The organism is Pseudonocardia sp. 73-21 (assembly GCF_001899645.1).
Taxonomy (GTDB): Bacteria; Actinomycetota; Actinomycetes; order Mycobacteriales; family Pseudonocardiaceae; genus Pseudonocardia.
This window is the reverse complement of sequence record NZ_MKVV01000029.1, coordinates 74,677-90,944: the sequence shown is the minus strand read 5'-3', so window position 1 is coordinate 90,944 and position 16,268 is coordinate 74,677. Positions and strand designations below refer to the sequence as shown.

The window sequence follows — 16,268 nt, the reverse complement described above, 5'->3', positions numbered from 1 at the left end:
CGCGATCATGCCGCGCTGGGCCGGCGGATCGGACCGGGATCCGTCCGTGGTCCCGGGGGGGACGGGGCTGAGATGCGGTGGAGCGCGATCATGGGGAGTCCGTCGTGGGCGCAGGCCGTGATCGCGGCCGGCCGCACACTGGTGTCCCGCGGAGGGCGCTGAGGTGCGGTGGGCCGCGATCTCCGAAGCGGGTGGAACCTGGCGGGGGCGGGATCCGTCTGGTACGGGCGTGAACCTTCGCCGACCCTTCCGGGGTACCGAGGCCGTGGCGCGTGGGGTGCTGGAGGCGGTGGTGACGGTCGACGCGCTCGCGTTCCGGTTCCGGGTTCGCACCCCACGATGTGGTGCGGTTCGGCTACCGGTGTCTCGGCGCGGCCGGGAGCGCGCGGTTGCGGGAGGTGGCGGGGCTCGCGAATACCTGACCCAGGAACGGGCCACGCGCGACCTCGACCGGCAGGCCCACATCACCGCAGCGGGGTGGACGAAGATCCTCCGCCTCGGCAGGGGCCCGGTGCTGCACCGGCCGTGGGAGGTGGCGGCCGGTGTCCGCAGGGAGCTGACGGCCCGCGGTCTCCTCCGATGATCGCGACGAACCGCACCGGATCGCCCGGCCGGGGACCTCGGTGTGCGGCGCGCCGCAGTCATGACCGAGCAGGTACGGGAGCAGCGGCACCGGTCGCGTGCAACCCCGGCCGCCCGTGCGGAACCCACACAGCGATCAGAGAGCCGAACGGCCTTGTGATCGCCGCCCGCCGAACCTCACCGCCCCCGACCAGGGCGCTGTCGTCCGGCGGACGGCGATCATCGACGCTGCGTCACTCAGACCAGGGGGCGGTCCGTGGGGTTGATCGGGCGGGGGAGGACGTCGCGGCCGGTGAGGAACGCGTCCACCCCGGCCGCCGCGGCCCGACCCTCGGCGATGGCCCACACGATCAGGCTCTGGCCGCGGCCCATGTCGCCGGCCGAGAACACGCCCTCGACACTGGTCATGAAGCTCTGGTCGCGCGCGACGTTGCCGCGCTCGTCCAGCTCCACGCCCAGGTCGTCGAGCAGCTTGCCCTTCTCCGGCCCGACGAAGCCCATGGCCAGCAGCACGAGCTGGGCCGGGAGCGTCCGCTCGGTGCCCTCGACCGGGTCGAAGCCCTTCTCGCCGCGCCTGACCTCGACGATCTTGATGCCGGCGAGCTTGCCGTCGGCGTCGCCCACGAACTCGGTGGTGTTCACCGAGAACAGGCGGTCGCCGCCCTCCTCGTGTGCGGAGGAGACCCGGTAGACCATCGGGTAGGTCGGCCACGGCATGCCCTCGGTGCGCTTCTCCGGGGGCGTCGGCATGATCTCCAGCTGGGTGACCGAGCGGGCACCCTGCCGGTGCGACGTGCCGAGGCAGTCGGCGCCGGTGTCACCACCACCGATGATGATGACGTCCTTGCCCTCGGCGCTGATCTTCGGGGCGTCGATGTCGCCCTGCTGCACGTGGTTGGCCCACGGCAGGAACTCCATCGCCTGGTACACGCCCTCGAGCTCGCGGCCCTGGGCAGGCAGATCGCGCCACGCGGTGGCCCCGCCCGCGAGCACCACGGCGTCGAAGTCGGCGCGCAGCTGGTCGACGGTGACGTCGGTGCCGACGTCGACCGAGGCCCGGAACAGCGTGCCCTCGGCCTTCATCTGCTCCAGACGCCGGTCGAGGCGGGCCTTCTCCATCTTGAACTCGGGGATGCCGTAGCGCAGCAGCCCGCCGATGCGGTCGGCCCGCTCGAACACCACCACGTCGTGCCCCACGCGCGTGAGCTGCTGCGCGGCGGCCAGCCCGGCCGGGCCGGAGCCGACGACGGCCACCTTCTTGCCGGACTTCACGGTGGGCAGCTGCGGCCGGATCCAGCCCTCGTCCCAGGCGCGGTCGACGATCTCGATCTCGACCTGTTTGATCGTGACGGCGTCGGAGTTGATGGCCAGCACGCACGCCGCCTCGCACGGGGCGGGGCACAGCGTCCCGGTGAACTCCGGGAAGTTGTTGGTGGCGTGCAGCCGCTCGGTGGCCTCGCGCCAGTCGTGGCGGTAGACCAGGTCGTTCCACTCCGGGATGAGGTTGCCCAGCGGACAGCCCTGGTGGCAGAACGGGATGCCGCAGTTCATGCAGCGCCCGGCCTGCTTCTCCAGGTTGGCCCGTGGGAAGTCCTCGTAGACCTCGCGCCAGTCCATCAGGCGCAGGTCCACCGGACGGCGCTTCGGGGCCTCACGCGGGGTGGTGAGGAAACCCTTCGGGTCACCCATGTGCCGCCTCCCCCTGTGTCATCGTCGCCGCGTTCACGTCCGCCCTCATCCGTGCGCCGCTTCCATGATCGCCTCGTTCACGTCACGCCCCTCACGTTCTGCCGCCTCGCGGGCCTGCAGCACCCGCTTGAAGTCCTTCGGCATGACCTTGCCGAAGCGGCCGACCTGCTCCTCCCAGTCGGTGAGGAGCGCCTTGGCCACGGCGGAGTCGGTCTCGCCGTAGTGCTGCTCGACGGCCGCGCGCAGGATCGTGCGGTCGTCGTCGTCGAGCGGGTCGATGTCGACCATCTCGGGGTTGACGCGGTGGTGCGGCAGGTCGAGCACGTACGCCACACCGCCGGACATGCCCGCGGCGAAGTTGCGCCCGATCCGGCCGAGGATGACGACGGCGCCACCGGTCATGTACTCGCAGGCGTGGTCGCCCACCCCCTCGACGACGGCCAGCGCCCCGGAGTTCCGGACGCAGAACCGCTCGCCGACGATGCCGCGGACGAAGATCTCGCCCGACGTGGCGCCGTAGAGGATGACGTTGCCGGCGATGATGTTGTCCTCGGCCCTGAACGGCGCCGACGGGTCGGGCCGCAGCGTCAGCCGACCGCCCGACAGGCCCTTGCCGAAGAAGTCGTTCGTGTCGCCGATCAGCCGCAGCGTGATGCCCTTGGGCACGAACGCGCCGAAGCTCTGGCCGGCCGAACCGGTGAGCGTGACGTCGATCGTGTTGTCGGGCAGACCCTCGCCGCCCCACTGCTTGGTGAGCTCGTAGCCGAGCATCGTGCCGACGGTGCGGTTGACGTTGCGCACCGGCACCTCCAGCGACACCTTGTCGCCGTAGCGCAGCGCGCCCTCGCACAGCTCGATCAGCGTGTTGTCGAGCGCCTTCTCGAGCCCGTGCTCCTGCTGCTTCGTGTTGTGCAGGGTGGCGCCCTCCGGGGGGGCGGTGAAGATCGGCGAGAGGTCGAGGCCCCGGGTCTTCCAGTGCCGCACCGCCTCGTCGGTCTCCAGCAGCTCCGCGTGGCCCACCGCCTCCTCGACGGAGCGGAAGCCCAGCTGCGCCAGGTACTCCCGCACCTCCTCGGCGATGAACATCATGAAGTTGACGACGTACTCCGGACGCCCGTCGAACCGCTCGCGCAGCACCGGGTTCTGGGTGGCGACGCCGACCGGACACGTGTCGAGGTGACAGACCCGCATCATGATGCAGCCGCTCACCACCAGCGGTGCCGTGGCGAAGCCGAACTCCTCGGCCCCGAGCAGCGCCGCGATGACGACGTCGCGGCCGGTCTTGAGCTGCCCGTCGGCCTGCACGACGATGCGGTCGCGCAGGTTGTTGCGCAGCAGCGTCTGCTGGGTCTCGGCCAGGCCGAGCTCCCACGGGCCGCCCGCGTGCTTGATCGAGGACAGCGGCGACGCGCCGGTGCCGCCGTCGTGGCCCGAGATGAGCACGACGTCGGAGTAGGCCTTCGCCACGCCCGCCGCGACCGTGCCGACGCCGACCTGGCTGACCAGCTTCACGTGGACGCGGGCCGTCGGGTTGGCGTTCTTCAGGTCGTGGATGAGCTGCTTGATGTCCTCGATGGAGTAGATGTCGTGGTGCGGTGGCGGCGAGATGAGCCCGACGCCCGGCGTGGAGTGGCGGGTCTCGGCGATCCAGGGGTAGACCTTGCTGCCCGGCAGCTGACCGCCCTCGCCGGGCTTGGCGCCCTGCGCGATCTTGATCTGGATGTCGTCGGCGTTGACCAGGTACTCGCTCGTGACGCCGAACCGCCCGGACGCCACCTGTTTGACGCGGCTGCGCCGGGAATCGCCGTTCGCGTCGGGGGTCCAGCGGTCGGCGTCCTCGCCACCCTCACCGGTGTTGGAGCGGCCACCGATGCGGTTCATCGCGATGGCGAGCGTCTCGTGCATCTCCTGGGAGATGGAGCCGTAGGAGATGGCGCCGGTGCCGAACCGCTTCACGATCTCGGTGGCCGGCTCGACCTCGTCGATCGGTACCGGCGGGCGCTCGCCTTCCTTGAACGTGAACAGCCCGCGCAGCGTGGCCAGCCGGTGGGACTGCTGGTCGACGAGCTTCGTGTAGTCCTTGAAGATGTCGTAGCGGCCCTGGCGGGTGGAGTGCTGCAGCTTGAAGACCGTCTGCGGGTTGAACAGGTGGACCTCGCCGTCGCGGCGCCACTGGTACTCGCCGCCGTCCTGCAGGGCGCGGTGCGCGGCGCGCACGTCGTCGGACGGGAACGCGCGGCGGTGCGACTTGAGCACCTCCTCGGCCAGCACGTCGAAGCCGACGCCGCCGATCCGGGACGTGGTGCCCGTGAAGCAGGTGTCGATGACGTTCTTCCCGAGCCCGACGGCCTCGAAGATCTGCGCGCCGGTGTAGGAGGCCACCGTGGAGACGCCGATCTTCGACATCGTCTTGCGGACGCCCTTGCCGAGCGCCTTGACCAGGTTCTTCGCCGCGGTGGCGGGGTCGACGCCGGGGATGTCGCCGCGCTCGGCGAGGTCCTCGACGGTGGCCATCGCCAGGTACGGGTTGACCGCGGCCGCGCCGTAGCCGATGAGCAGCGCGATGTGGTGCACCTCGCGGGCGTCACCCGACTCGACGACGAGCCCCACCCTCGTGCGCGTCTTCTCCCGCACGAGGTGGTGGTGCACCGCGCCGGTGAGCAGCAGCGACGGGATCGGTGCGTGGTCCTTGTCGACACCGCGGTTGCTCAGCACGATCAGCCGGGCGCCGTCCTCGATGGCCTCCGACACCTCGCGGCAGATCTCCTCGATCCGCCGCGACATGCCGTCGCCGCCCTCGGCGACCTTGAACACGCCCTTGGCCGTGACCGAGACGAAGCCGGGGTACTCGCCGTCGTCGTTGATGTGGACGATCTTGGCGAGGTCGTCGTTGCCGAGCACCGGGAACGGCAGCACGATCGTGCGGCAGTTGGCCGGGGTGGCGTCGAGCAGGTTCTGCTCCGGCCCGAGCTGGCTCTGCAGCGAGGTGACGAGCTCCTCGCGGATGGCGTCCAGCGGCGGGTTGGTGACCTGTGCGAACAGCTGCGAGAAGTAGTCGTAGAGCTGGCGCGGGCGCTCCGAGATGGCCGCGATCGGCGCGTCGTTGCCCATCGAGCCGATCGGCTCCGCGCCGGTCTTCGCCATCGGCTTGAGGAGGATGTTGAGCTCCTCCTCGGTGTAGCCGAACGACTGCTGGCGCAGCGTCAGCGCCGAGTGGCTGGGCAGCTCGCGCTCGCGTGCGGGGAGCTCGCCCAGCCGGATCAGGCCGGCGTGCAGCCAGTCGGCGTAGGGGTGCTCGGCCGCGAGCGCGCCCTTGACCTCGGCGTCGTCGACCAGCCGGCCGCGCTCGGTGTCCACGAGGAACATACGGCCCGGCTCCAGGCGACCCTTGCGCACCACGCGGTCGGGCTCGACGTCGAGCACGCCCACCTCGGACGCGAGCACGACGGTGCCGTCGTCGGTGACCCAGTAGCGGGCGGGGCGCAGGCCGTTGCGGTCCAGGACCGCGCCGATCAGCGTTCCGTCGGTGAACGTGACGAGCGCGGGACCGTCCCAGGGCTCCATCAGCGTGGAGTGGAACTCGTAGAACGCGCGCAGCGAGGGGTCCATCTCGGCGTGGTTCTCCCACGCCTCCGGGATCATCATCAGCACCGCGTGCGGCAGGCTGCGCCCGCCCAGGTGCAGCAGTTCCAGAACCTCGTCGAACGTGGCGGAGTCGCTCGCGTCCGGGGTGACGATGGGGGACAGGCGCGTGAGGTCACCGGGGATCACGTCGGACTGCAGCAGCGCCTCGCGCGCGGCCATCCAGTTGCGGTTGCCACGCAGCGTGTTGATCTCGCCGTTGTGCGCGACGTAGCGGTACGGGTGCGCGAGCGGCCACGCCGGGAACGTGTTGGTGGAGAAGCGCGAGTGCACCACGGCGAGCGCGCTGACCACGCGCTCGTCGGACAGGTCGGGGTAGAACGCCTCGACCTGGGGCTCGGCCAGCATCCCCTTGTAGACGATGGTGCGCGGCGACAGGCTCGGGAAGTAGGTGCTCCCGGTGTCGGCACTGTGCTCGGTGCGCTTGCGCAGGCAGAACGTGAGGCGCTCCAGCTCGATGCCGCTCTCACCGTTCCGCCCGGTGACGAACAGCTGGCGGAACGACGGCATCGCCGCGCGGGCCGACGGGCCGATGTCGGCCTTGTCGGGATCGATGGGCAGCTCGCGCCAGCCCAGGACCGTGAGGCCCTCCTCGGCGGCGAGCGCGTCGATCGCGGCCACGGCCGCGTCGGCCTCGGCCCGTTCGACAGGGAGGAACGCGGTGCCGACGGCGTACGCGCCCGCCGCGGGGAGCTCGAAGTCGACCGTCTCGCGGAAGAACGCGTCCGGGACCTGGATGAGGATGCCCGCGCCGTCACCGGTGTTGGCCTCGGCGCCGCGCGCCCCGCGGTGCTCCAGACGCAGCAGGGCGGTGATCGCCTTGCGGACGATGTCGTGGGTGCGACGCCCCTGGAGATCGGCCACCATGGCGACGCCGCAGGCGTCGTGCTCGAAGTCCGGGGCGTAGAGCCCCTCCGAGGTACCTGCTGGGTTGACGCTCAACAGTGCCTCCTTGTCGTCTCGGTGCACCCCGACAGCTGGCATCGGGACGACGTGTTGATGTGGTGTCAAGAATATGCGGATGGCCCGCCCGGACGCCGGTTCTGGTCCGAACGGGTGCATGACGTAGCGCCGGAACCCGTGGATGGTGGCCAGGGTGCCGGCTGCGACGGCCACCCACCGTGGTGTGGTGCCGACCGTCGTTCGCGCAGGTGCGAGCGGTGCACGCATCATCGGGTGCGGTTCGCGCTGCACAATGTCGCACGCGGTAGTGACAATTCGCCAGTGATACCGGAGTGATGCAGGTGACCAGCCACACCCCGTCACTCCGGATCACGTAGTCGCTTGACCTGCACGGGCCCGGCCGCGGCGTCGCGCCGCTGGGCGGACCGGAACCGCTGCTGATAGGCGCTCGGTGACACCCCGAGGCGGGCCACGAACGCCCGGCGCAGCGTCTCGGGGCTCCCGTAGCCGACCCGCTCAGCGACCTCGGTGACCGTGTGGCCCGACTCCAGTGCCGACTTGGCCGCGTCGAACCGCACCGACTCGACGTACCGGGCCGGGGTCGTGCCGAGCTCGTCGCGGAACAGCCGGGTGAGGTGGCGCGGGCTCAGCGCGGCCCGCGCCGCGAGTCTCGGTGTGGAGTGGTCGTCCGCAGGGTCCGCGGCCACCGCGTCGAACACCGACCGCAGTGCCGGCGTGCGCGGACGGGGGCCGCTCAACGTCGGTGAGAACTGCGACTGCCCGCCGGGACGCTGCAGGAACACCACCAGCGACTGCGCCACCTGCCGGGCGAGCTGCTCGCCGTGGTCGTCCTCGAGCAGGGCCAGCGCCAGGTCGATCCCCGCTGTCACACCGGCCGAGCTGAACGTGCCGCCGTCGCGGACGAAGATCGCGTCGGGCTCGACGGTGATCTTCGGGTACCCCCTGCTCAACACGCCGGTGTGGCGCCAGTGCGTGGTGGCTCTGCGGCCGTCGAGCAACCCGGCCGCGGCGAGGATGAACGCCCCGGTGCAGACCGAGCAGACCCGGCCGGACCGCGCCGCCACGTCCCGGACGGCGTCGCGCAGCGGTGGGTCGACGGGACGGCCCGGGAACACGTCGCCGCCCATCACCAGCAGTGTGTCGAAGCGCAACCCGGGATCGGTGGCGTCGGCGTCGACCGGGATCGTCATGCCGGTCGACGCCGAGACCGCGCCGCCGCCCACCGCGCACAGCGTCAGCCCGTAGTCGGCGCCCATCCGGTTCGCCTCGCTGAACACCTCGCTGGGCCCGGCGACGTCGAGCAGCTTCACCCCGTCGAACACCACGATGCCGATGCGGTGCACGAGGCCCTCCTGCGGTTGTCCGTCACGTGGGAAGTCCGGAATCGTGGGAAGTATGGCCGTCGGCGCGGGGCCGGACGCGGGCGGCGGGAGCACGCTCGGCGACATGACAGAGACGATCGCCGGGATCGACATCCCCGATACCGACATGGCCCGCGAGGCCACCGAGCTGGTCCGGAAGGCCGGCACGACACTGCTGTTCGACCACTCCCGCCGCGTGTTCCTCTTCGCCAGCCTGAAGGGACGCCGTCGCTCGATCCAGGCCGACCCCGAGCTGCTCTACGTCGGCGCGATGTTCCACGACCTCGGCCTCACCGAGGCCCACCGTCGCACCGACCAGCGCTTCGAGGTCGACGGCGCCGATCTGGCCCGGGACTTCCTGCTCGACCACGGCCGCAGCGCCGCCGACGCCCGTGCGGTCTGGCTGGGCATCGCGCTGCACACGACCCCGGGCATCCCGAACCACCTCGAACCGGAGACGGCGCTGGTCAGCCTCGGTGTCGAGACCGACGTGCTGGGCATGGACCTCGACGAGATCACCGCCGAGGAGGCAGCGGCCGTCGTGGCGGCGCACCCGCGTCCGGACTTCAAGAACGGGATCCTGCGGGCGTTCCACGACGGGATGAAGGACCGCCCGGACACCACGTTCGGCACCATGAACGACGACGTGCTCGCCCACTTCTCACCCGGCTTCACGCGGGTGGACTTCGTCGACGTCATCATCGGATCGGCGTGGTCCCAGTGACCTCCACCGTGACGGCCACCGTGACCGGCTCCAGCCTGCACCCCGCCGCCACGGACGGCCGCACCCGCGAGTTCGCCGAGGACATCACGGGGTTCGATCCCGTCGCGTCCGGCTGAGCGGGCCGACGTGGAGACTGGGTCCGTGGATGTGTGCAGAGCCCTGGCGGACGTCGCCTCGTTCGGGGCGTTCTTCGCCGTCTCCACCGACCCGGCCGAGGGCGTCGATCCCACCTGGCGGCCGCTGCGCGGCCTCTACACCGACCCGCAGCCCCTGCGGGACCGCATCGCGCACGTCGGCCGGGTGCTCGGGGCGGGGGAGCGGGTCGCCGCGTCGATCACGTTCCAGGGGCTCGCGGCGCGGGTGCTGTCGGCGCCGTTCGCGACGGTCGCGGTGCACGGGGTGCTGCCCGATCTCACCGCCGCCGCACTGCACTGGCGTCCCTCGGCCACCGGGCCCTGGCCGCTGTGGTGCGCCGACCCGGGCTCCCGTGACCCCGACGAGCTGGCCGCCCTGCTCATCGACGATCACCTCGCCCCGCTGGTCGACGCCGTGCGCGCGCAGGTCTCGATCTCCGAGCGGGTGCTGTGGGGGAGCGTGGCGTCGTCGGTGGCGAGCGGGAAACGGCTGGTCGGCACCCCGCGCGCCACCGCGGTGGCCGAACAGCTGCTCGCCACCGGGCCGCTGGCCGGGACGGGGGAACTGCGCCCGCCGGCCGGCCCCGACCGGGACTGGACGTTCCGCCGCCGCTCGTGCTGTCTGTACTACCGGGTGCCCGGAGGCGGTCTCTGCGGCGACTGCGTCCTCGCTGCGCGGCCGTAGGGCCCGGGGTCCTCAGCCCAGCAGGACGTCGACGATCGTGACCCGGACGGTCACGGCGAGGCCGGTCTGGGCGGCCACCTCGGCCGCCACCTCCTGCTGCACGGTCCGGCACAGGTCGCGGCAGTTGTGGCCCAGCCGGGTGGCGATGGTGATCGAGACCTCGGCCTCCTGGCCGCGCACCACCGCGTTGACGCCGTCGGTGGGCAGCCGGGAGCGGTCCTGGCCGAGCACGCTGCCCGCCACCCCGACCAGGGTCTGGGCCAGGTCGGCGCGCAGCGCCACCACCCCGGGGACCCGGGCCGCGCGCCGGGCGGCGATGCGGGCCACCGCGCTGTCGCCCACGTTCAGGCGGACGTCCGTCACGGTTCCCCCCAGATGTCCACCACCGAGATGTCGACGCGCCGCACCGGCACCCCGAGGGTCTGCTCGCCGGCGGCCAGCACCATCTGCCGCACCCGGGCGGTGACCGAGGCCAGGTCGACCCCGAACCGTGCGGTGACGGTGATGGTGACGTCGGCGTCGAAGCGGTCGGGCACCTGCTCGATGCGGCAGCTGCGGGCGCGCAGCCCGTCCATCCGGTCGACGACGCCGCGCAGCACGCCCGCCGCGGCCGGCCGGCCCAGCCGGTTGGCGCCGTGCGGCGACTCCAGCTGCAGGACGTCGTGCGGGCGCAGCTCGCTCATCACCGCGCCCATGACGCGCTCCATGACCGACGGCGGCGGGTCGATGTCCTCGGCCGCCATCCGGTGCACGAGCGAGCTGAGCCCGGCGGCGTCGGCCCGCACGGCGGTGCAGTGCGGGCAGTCGCGCTCGTGCGCGTCGGGCGGGGTGCCGGCCTCGGCACGGTCCCAGACGACGGCGGCGTCGCGGCCGCAGGCGAGGGGCTCGAGGGCGACCTCGTCGATGGAGGTGCCACCGTCCAGAATCGGGTCTACCGCCATGCGCGCATCACCTCCGCCAGCCTCGTGCGGGCCCGGTGGATCCGGCCGCGCACGGCATCCTCGCTGGCGCCGGTGATCTCGGCTATCTCGGTGTACCCGAGACCCTCCATCTCGCGCAGCACCCAGCAGATCCGCAGGTCGTCGCCCAGTCCCTGCAGGGCCGTACCGAGCGCGGCCATGCTCGCGTCGGCCTCGGCGCTGCGCTCGGGCGAGTCGGGCGCCGGGGTGCCGTCCTCGACGTCCTCGACGGGCAACGGCCTGCGCTTGCGCAGCATCGCCAGGCACCGGTTGGTGACGACCCGGTACATCCAGGTGGAGAACGCCGAGTCGCCGCGGAAGCGGTCGATGCGCCGCCACGCGTCGAGCAGGGCCTCCTGCAGGGCGTCCTCGGCCTCGGCGTGGTCGCCCATCACGCGCGAGGCCAGCCGGTAGAGCGCGGCCTGGTGCCGTCGCGCCAGCGCCTCGAACGCGCGGACGTCGCCCTCCTGGGCGCGGACGACCAGGGTCAGGTCGTCCAGGTGGGGGCCGGGTGGGACCTCGACGCTCACCGGCGCCGGTTCCGCGAAGCCCTGCACGGGACCACGGTAGCCGCACCCGCTCCCGGCTGCGCCCGACGGTCCCGAGCCGGAAGGAGTCCCGGGATGACCCGGTCGAGGACGCCGCATCGGGCGTCGCCGACGCGTTCACGAGCTGATCGGGCACCGCACCGCCACGGGCGGTCCTCCCGGCGATGGGTTCGCGGGGACCGCTCGCCGGCGTGCCGGGAACCAGCTGATCGGGGGCGCTAACCTCGCCCCCGTGCCCGATCCCGAACCCCTCACCGACGCGGCGAAGGTCGCCGAGGCGGTGCTCGCCCACCCGGCGGTGGCCCGGCTCGACGGCGGCCCGTTCGGCACCGTCGCGTCCCTGCTCCCGGGCCGGCGGCGCATCCTCGGGGTGCGGATCGGCGTCGGCGACGAGCCGGTGGAGATCGCCGTCGTCGCGCGGCTGGGCACCCTCCTCCCCCAGCTGGCCGAGGAGCTCGGTGCGGCCGTCCGCTCGGTGCTCGGACCGGTCCGGGTCGACGTGACGGTCTCCGACGTCACCCCGGCCGTCGCCGTCGTCAGCGGGGTGGGTCGGGTGACGGACAAGGCCGTGCGCAGCGAACGCGGCCCGTTCGCCTAGACTCGCGTGATGCCCGGCGGCCGCCTCGAGCGTGCGCCGGCGTCCGAGGCTGGAGCCAGCCGACTGAGGAAGATCCACAGATCTAGGAGTACCCACACCGTGAAGAGCACCGTCGAGCGGCTGAGCCCGACGCGGGTCCGGATCAACGTCGAGGTGCCTTTCGACGAGCTGAAGCCGGACTTCGACCGCGCGTACAAGAAGATCGCCCAGCAGGTCAAGGTGCCCGGCTTCCGTCCGGGGAAGGTGCCCGCCCGCATCATCGAGGCCCGCCTGGGCCGCGGCGTGGTGCTGGAGGAGGTCGTGAACGGCGCGGTCCCGGCCAAGTACTCGGAGGCCGTCACCGCCGCCGAGGACCTCACGCCGATCGGTCGGCCCGACATCGAGGTCACCGAGATCGCCGACAACGACAAGATCTCCTTCACCGCCGAGGTCGACGTCCGCCCGGAGATCACCCTCCCCGACCTCGACTCGCTGACCGTCACCGTCGACGACGTCGAGGTCACCGACGCCGACGTGGACGAGCAGCTCGAGAACCTGCGCGCGCGCTTCGGCACGCTCACCGGTGTCGACCGCCCGGCCGCCAAGGACGACTTCGTCCTCATCGACCTCTCGGCCACCGTCGACGGCAAGGACGTCGAGGAGGCCCAGACCTCGGGCTTCTCCTACCAGGTGGGCCAGGGCGGCCTGATCGACGGGCTCGACGAGGCCGTCCAGGGCCTGTCGGCCGACGAGTCGAGGACCTTCACCTCCACGCTGGTCGCCGGCGAGTACGCCGACAAGGACGCCGAGATCACGGTCAAGGTCACCGCCGTCAAGGAGCGCCAGCTCCCCGACGCCGACGACGAGTTCGCGCAGCTGGCGAGCGAGTTCGACACCCTCGACGAGCTCACGGCCGACCTGCGCGAGCGCATGGGCAACGTCAAGCGCATGGAGCAGGTCAGCGCGGCCCGCGACAAGGTGCTCGACGCCATCACCTCGGCCACCGAGGTACCGCTGCCGGAGAGCGTCGTCGCGGCCGAGGTCGACTCCCGCGTCCACGACGCCATCCACCGCTTCGAGCACGACGAGGACGCCTTCGCGGAGTTCCTCACCACGCAGGGGCAGACCCGCGAGGAGTTCGACACCGAGGCCCGCGAGGAGTCCGAGAAGTCGGTCCGCACGCGCCTGGTGCTCGACGCGCTGGCCGACGCCGAGCAGATCTCGGTCAACGACCAGGAGCTCACCGAGCGCATCGTCTACCAGGCCCGTGAGTACCAGATGCCGCCCGAGGAGTTCGTGCGTCGCATCCAGGAGGCCGGCCAGCTCGGCGCCATCTACGCCGACGTCCGGCGCAGCAAGGCGCTCATCGCGGCGGTCCGCGCGGCCACCGTCACCGACGCGTCGGGCAACGCTCTGGACCTGTCGGACCTGCTGGGCGAGGACGAGGCCGAGGGTGACGGCATCGAGGTCCTGGAGGTCCCGGCCCCCGAGGACACGGACGACGCCCCCGAGGCCGTCGAGGGCGAGACCACCGAGAAGACGGCCACCGCCAGTTCTTGATCGCCCGTTCGGGGCGCCACGCCCAGAGCGAACATCCGGCGCGTACGCGGACGGCCCCCGAGCCGTCCGCGTAGGGTCGGTCCCAGACAACAGACGCGAGCTGACCAGCACAGAAGGCAGGGTGAAGTGAGCCCAACTGACCGTCTCATCGGAGCAGCCATGCGAGGCGGCGCACCGTCCTCGATGACGCTCTCGGACTCGGTGTACGAGCGGCTGTTGCAGCAGCGGATCATCGTGCTCGGCCAGCAGGTCGACGACGACATCGCCAACCGGATCGCCGCGCAGATGCTCCTGCTGGCGGCCGAGGACCCGAACGCGGACATCGCGCTCTACATCAACTCGCCGGGTGGCTCGGTCACCGCGGGGATGGCCATCTTCGACACGATGGAGTTCATCCCCTGCGACGTGTCCACCTACGCGATGGGCCTGGCGGCGTCCATGGGGCAGTTCCTGCTCTCCGCGGGTGCCCCCGGCAAGCGCTACGCGCTGCCGCACTGCCAGATCCTCATGCACCAGCCGTCGGCGGGTGTCGGGGGCACGGAGTCCGACATCTCCATCCAGGCCGAGTTGTTCAAGCGCCACAAGCGCGAGATGGCGGAGCTGATCGCCGGGCACACCGGCCAGTCCGTCGAGAAGATCATCGCCGACTTCGACCGTGACCGTTGGTTCTCCGCGCAGGAGGCCCTCGAGTACGGCTTCGTCGACCACGTGATCTCGCGCGCCGGGCAGCTGCCCGACGCGATCAGCGAGAACGGGAACGGGAGCAAGCAGTGAGCAGGTTCGAGATGCCCCAGTCCCGCTACGTCCTGCCGTCGTTCGTCGAGCGCACCAGCTACGGGGTCAAGGAGTCCAACCCCTACAACAAGCTGTTCGAGGAGCGCATCATCTTCCTCGGCGTGCAGATCGACGACGCGTCGGCCAACGACGTCATGGCGCAGCTGCTGTGCCTGGAGTCGGCCGACCCGGACCGCGAGATCAGCATGTACATCAACTCGCCCGGCGGGTCGTTCACCTCGCTCATGGCGATCTACGACACGATGCAGTTCATCCGCCCCGACATCCAGACGGTCTGCCTCGGGCAGGCCGCGTCGGCCGCGGCCGTGCTGCTCGCCGCCGGCACCCCGGGCCGTCGGCTCGCGGTGCAGAACGCGCGCATCCTGATCCACCAGCCGGCCACCGAGGGCTTCTACGGCCAGGTGTCCGACCTGGAGATCCAGGCAGCCGAGATCTCCCGCATGCGTCGCCTGCTGGAGTCCACGCTGGCCAAGCACAGCGGTCGTGACGAGGCCCTGGTCCGCCAGGACATCGAGCGCGACAAGATCCTCACGGCCACGGAGGCCAAGGAGTACGGGATCGTCGACGAGATCATCCAGAGCCGCAAGCTCTCCGCGGTCAGCTAGCAACCGGTGCCGGGGCCGCTCGTCGGCCCCGGCACCGACCGCCTGCCGAACACTCAGGGAAACCGGGCCGGCTGATGCTCCCCCGATGACCCGTTCGGCAGGTACCGTCACGAGGGCGCACCTACCGGGCCCGCCAGCTGGGACTGCGCTACTACGATATGGGGGTCTGCTCCTATGGCACGCATCGGCGATGGCGGTGATCTACTCAAGTGCTCGTTCTGCGGCAAGAGCCAGAAGCAGGTCAAGAAACTGATCGCCGGTCCTGGCGTCTACATCTGCGACGAGTGCATCGATCTCTGCAACGAGATCATCGAGGAAGAGCTGGCGGAGGCCGGTGAGGTCAAGCTCGACGAGCTGCCCAAGCCCGCCGAGATCCACGACTTCCTCGACCAGTACGTCGTCGGGCAGAGCCGGACGAAACGCACGCTCTCCGTGGCGGTCTACAACCACTACAAGCGCATCCAGGCGGGCGACAAGGGCCGCGGGGCCGATGGCGACGGCGTCGAGCTCGGCAAGTCCAACATCCTCATGCTCGGCCCCACGGGCTGCGGCAAGACCTACCTGGCCCAGACGCTGGCGAAGCTGCTCAACGTGCCGTTCGCGATCGCGGACGCCACGGCGCTCACCGAGGCCGGGTACGTCGGCGAGGACGTCGAGAACATCCTGCTCAAGCTCATCCAGGCGGCGGACTACGACGTCAAGCGGGCCGAGACGGGCATCATCTACATCGACGAGGTCGACAAGATCGCCCGCAAGTCGGAGAACCCGTCGATCACGCGCGACGTCTCCGGCGAGGGCGTGCAGCAGGCGCTGCTGAAGATCCTCGAGGGCACCACCGCGAGCGTCCCGCCGCAGGGCGGCCGCAAGCACCCGCACCAGGAGTTCATCCAGATCGACACGACGAACGTGCTGTTCATCGTGGCGGGGGCCTTCGCGGGTCTCGAGAAGATCATCAGCGACCGGGTGGGCCACCGCGGTCTCGGCTTCGGTGCCGAGATCCGGTCGAAGAGCGAGCTCGACACGTCGCAGAGCTTCGCCGAGACCATGCCCGAGGACCTCATCAAGTTCGGCCTGATCCCCGAGTTCATCGGCCGCCTGCCGGTGGTCGCCTCGGTCACCTCGCTGGACAAGGAGGCCCTGGTCAAGATCCTCACCGAGCCCCGCAACGCGCTGGTGAAGCAGTACCAGAAGCTGTTCGAGATGGACGGCGTCGAGCTGGAGTTCACCGACGACGCCATGGAGGCCGTGGCCGACCAGGCCATCCTCCGCGGCACCGGGGCCCGCGGCCTGCGGGCCATCATGGAGGAGGTCCTCCTCCCGGTCATGTACGACATCCCCAGCCGCGACGACGTCGCCAAGGTGGTCGTCACCGAGCAGACGGTGCGCAGCAATGTCAACCCGACGATCGTGCCGCGCACCCCGCCGCGCCGCGCCCGCCAGGAACGCTCGGCCTGACCGTTTTCGCACCCGACGCCCGGATCCC

Annotated in this window: 13 protein-coding genes; 7 read left to right on the top strand and 6 right to left on the bottom strand. The window is 71.2% G+C overall.

Translation table 11 applies throughout. The annotated features are described in order from the left end of the window. Window positions 1-819 precede the first annotated feature (819 nt). From BGP03_RS08525 to BGP03_RS08515, 3 genes are all read right to left on the bottom strand, one after another. Window positions 820-2,271: a glutamate synthase subunit beta gene (locus tag BGP03_RS08525; RefSeq protein ID WP_298798535.1), complete on the bottom strand. Its 1,452-nt coding sequence runs from the start codon at window positions 2,269-2,271 to the stop codon at window positions 820-822. A 45-nt stretch (window positions 2,272-2,316) separates the two neighbouring features. Next, window positions 2,317-6,855 (bottom strand): glutamate synthase large subunit, encoded by a 4,539-nt coding sequence (gltB, locus tag BGP03_RS08520; protein WP_296370916.1) that lies wholly within the window; start codon window positions 6,853-6,855, stop codon window positions 2,317-2,319. A 320-nt stretch (window positions 6,856-7,175) separates the two neighbouring features. Next, window positions 7,176-8,180: a GlxA family transcriptional regulator gene (locus tag BGP03_RS08515; protein ID WP_298798537.1), complete on the bottom strand. Its 1,005-nt coding sequence runs from the start codon at window positions 8,178-8,180 to the stop codon at window positions 7,176-7,178. A gap of 103 nt (window positions 8,181-8,283) precedes the next feature. On the opposite strand from BGP03_RS08515, the gene BGP03_RS08510 reads away from it, so the two are divergent. Both BGP03_RS08510 and BGP03_RS08505 read left to right on the top strand, forming a co-directional pair. Continuing rightward, on the top strand, window positions 8,284-8,922 hold the full coding sequence (locus BGP03_RS08510) for an HD domain-containing protein (protein WP_298798540.1): 639 nt from the start codon (window positions 8,284-8,286) through the stop codon (window positions 8,920-8,922). Window positions 8,923-9,063: 141 nt separating this feature from the next. Continuing rightward, window positions 9,064-9,741 (top strand): (2Fe-2S)-binding protein, encoded by a 678-nt coding sequence (locus tag BGP03_RS08505; RefSeq protein ID WP_298798542.1) that lies wholly within the window; start codon window positions 9,064-9,066, stop codon window positions 9,739-9,741. 12 nt (window positions 9,742-9,753) lie between these two features. Here the strand turns inward: BGP03_RS08505 and BGP03_RS08500 are convergent, their stop codons facing one another. Genes BGP03_RS08500 through BGP03_RS08490 form a run of 3 tightly spaced genes read right to left on the bottom strand, consistent with a single transcriptional unit; the run spans window position 9,754 to window position 11,257 of the window. Beyond that, the gene (locus tag BGP03_RS08500) at window positions 9,754-10,104 is read right to left on the bottom strand and encodes an Asp23/Gls24 family envelope stress response protein (protein ID WP_296370912.1); all 351 of its coding nucleotides are present in this window, start codon (window positions 10,102-10,104) and stop codon (window positions 9,754-9,756) included. Beyond that, entirely contained in the window at window positions 10,101-10,682 is a 582-nt protein-coding gene (locus tag BGP03_RS08495; protein ID WP_298798545.1) for an Asp23/Gls24 family envelope stress response protein, read from the bottom strand. The genes BGP03_RS08500 and BGP03_RS08495 overlap by 4 nt, the downstream gene beginning before the upstream one ends. Then, window positions 10,673-11,257 carry a sigma-70 family RNA polymerase sigma factor gene (locus BGP03_RS08490; protein ID WP_298798547.1) on the bottom strand — a complete coding sequence of 195 codons (585 nt, stop codon included), beginning with the start codon at window positions 11,255-11,257 and terminating at the stop codon, window positions 10,673-10,675. The genes BGP03_RS08495 and BGP03_RS08490 overlap by 10 nt, the downstream gene beginning before the upstream one ends. Window positions 11,258-11,480: 223 nt before the next feature. Between BGP03_RS08490 and BGP03_RS08485 the strand changes: the two genes are divergently transcribed. The 5 genes from BGP03_RS08485 to clpX all read left to right on the top strand — a co-directional run bounded on the left by BGP03_RS08485 (window position 11,481) and on the right by clpX (window position 16,240). Then, window positions 11,481-11,846: a hypothetical protein gene (locus BGP03_RS08485; RefSeq protein WP_296370909.1), complete on the top strand. Its 366-nt coding sequence runs from the start codon at window positions 11,481-11,483 to the stop codon at window positions 11,844-11,846. Between the two features lie 99 nt (window positions 11,847-11,945). Then, a complete protein-coding gene (tig, locus tag BGP03_RS08480) occupies window positions 11,946-13,385 on the top strand; it encodes a trigger factor (protein WP_298798550.1) in 1,440 nt (479 codons plus the stop codon). Window positions 13,386-13,544: 159 nt separating this feature from the next. Further along, on the top strand, window positions 13,545-14,159 hold the full coding sequence (locus BGP03_RS08475; protein ID WP_296370907.1) for an ATP-dependent Clp protease proteolytic subunit: 615 nt from the start codon (window positions 13,545-13,547) through the stop codon (window positions 14,157-14,159). After that, window positions 14,156-14,785 carry an ATP-dependent Clp protease proteolytic subunit gene (locus BGP03_RS08470; RefSeq protein WP_296370906.1) on the top strand — a complete coding sequence of 210 codons (630 nt, stop codon included), beginning with the start codon at window positions 14,156-14,158 and terminating at the stop codon, window positions 14,783-14,785. Before BGP03_RS08475 ends, BGP03_RS08470 begins: the two co-directional genes overlap by 4 nt. 174 nt (window positions 14,786-14,959) lie before the next feature. Beyond that, window positions 14,960-16,240, top strand: coding sequence for an ATP-dependent Clp protease ATP-binding subunit ClpX (gene clpX / locus BGP03_RS08465; RefSeq protein WP_296370905.1), 1,281 nt, complete (start codon window positions 14,960-14,962; stop codon window positions 16,238-16,240). The last annotated feature ends 28 nt before the right edge of the window (window positions 16,241-16,268 follow it).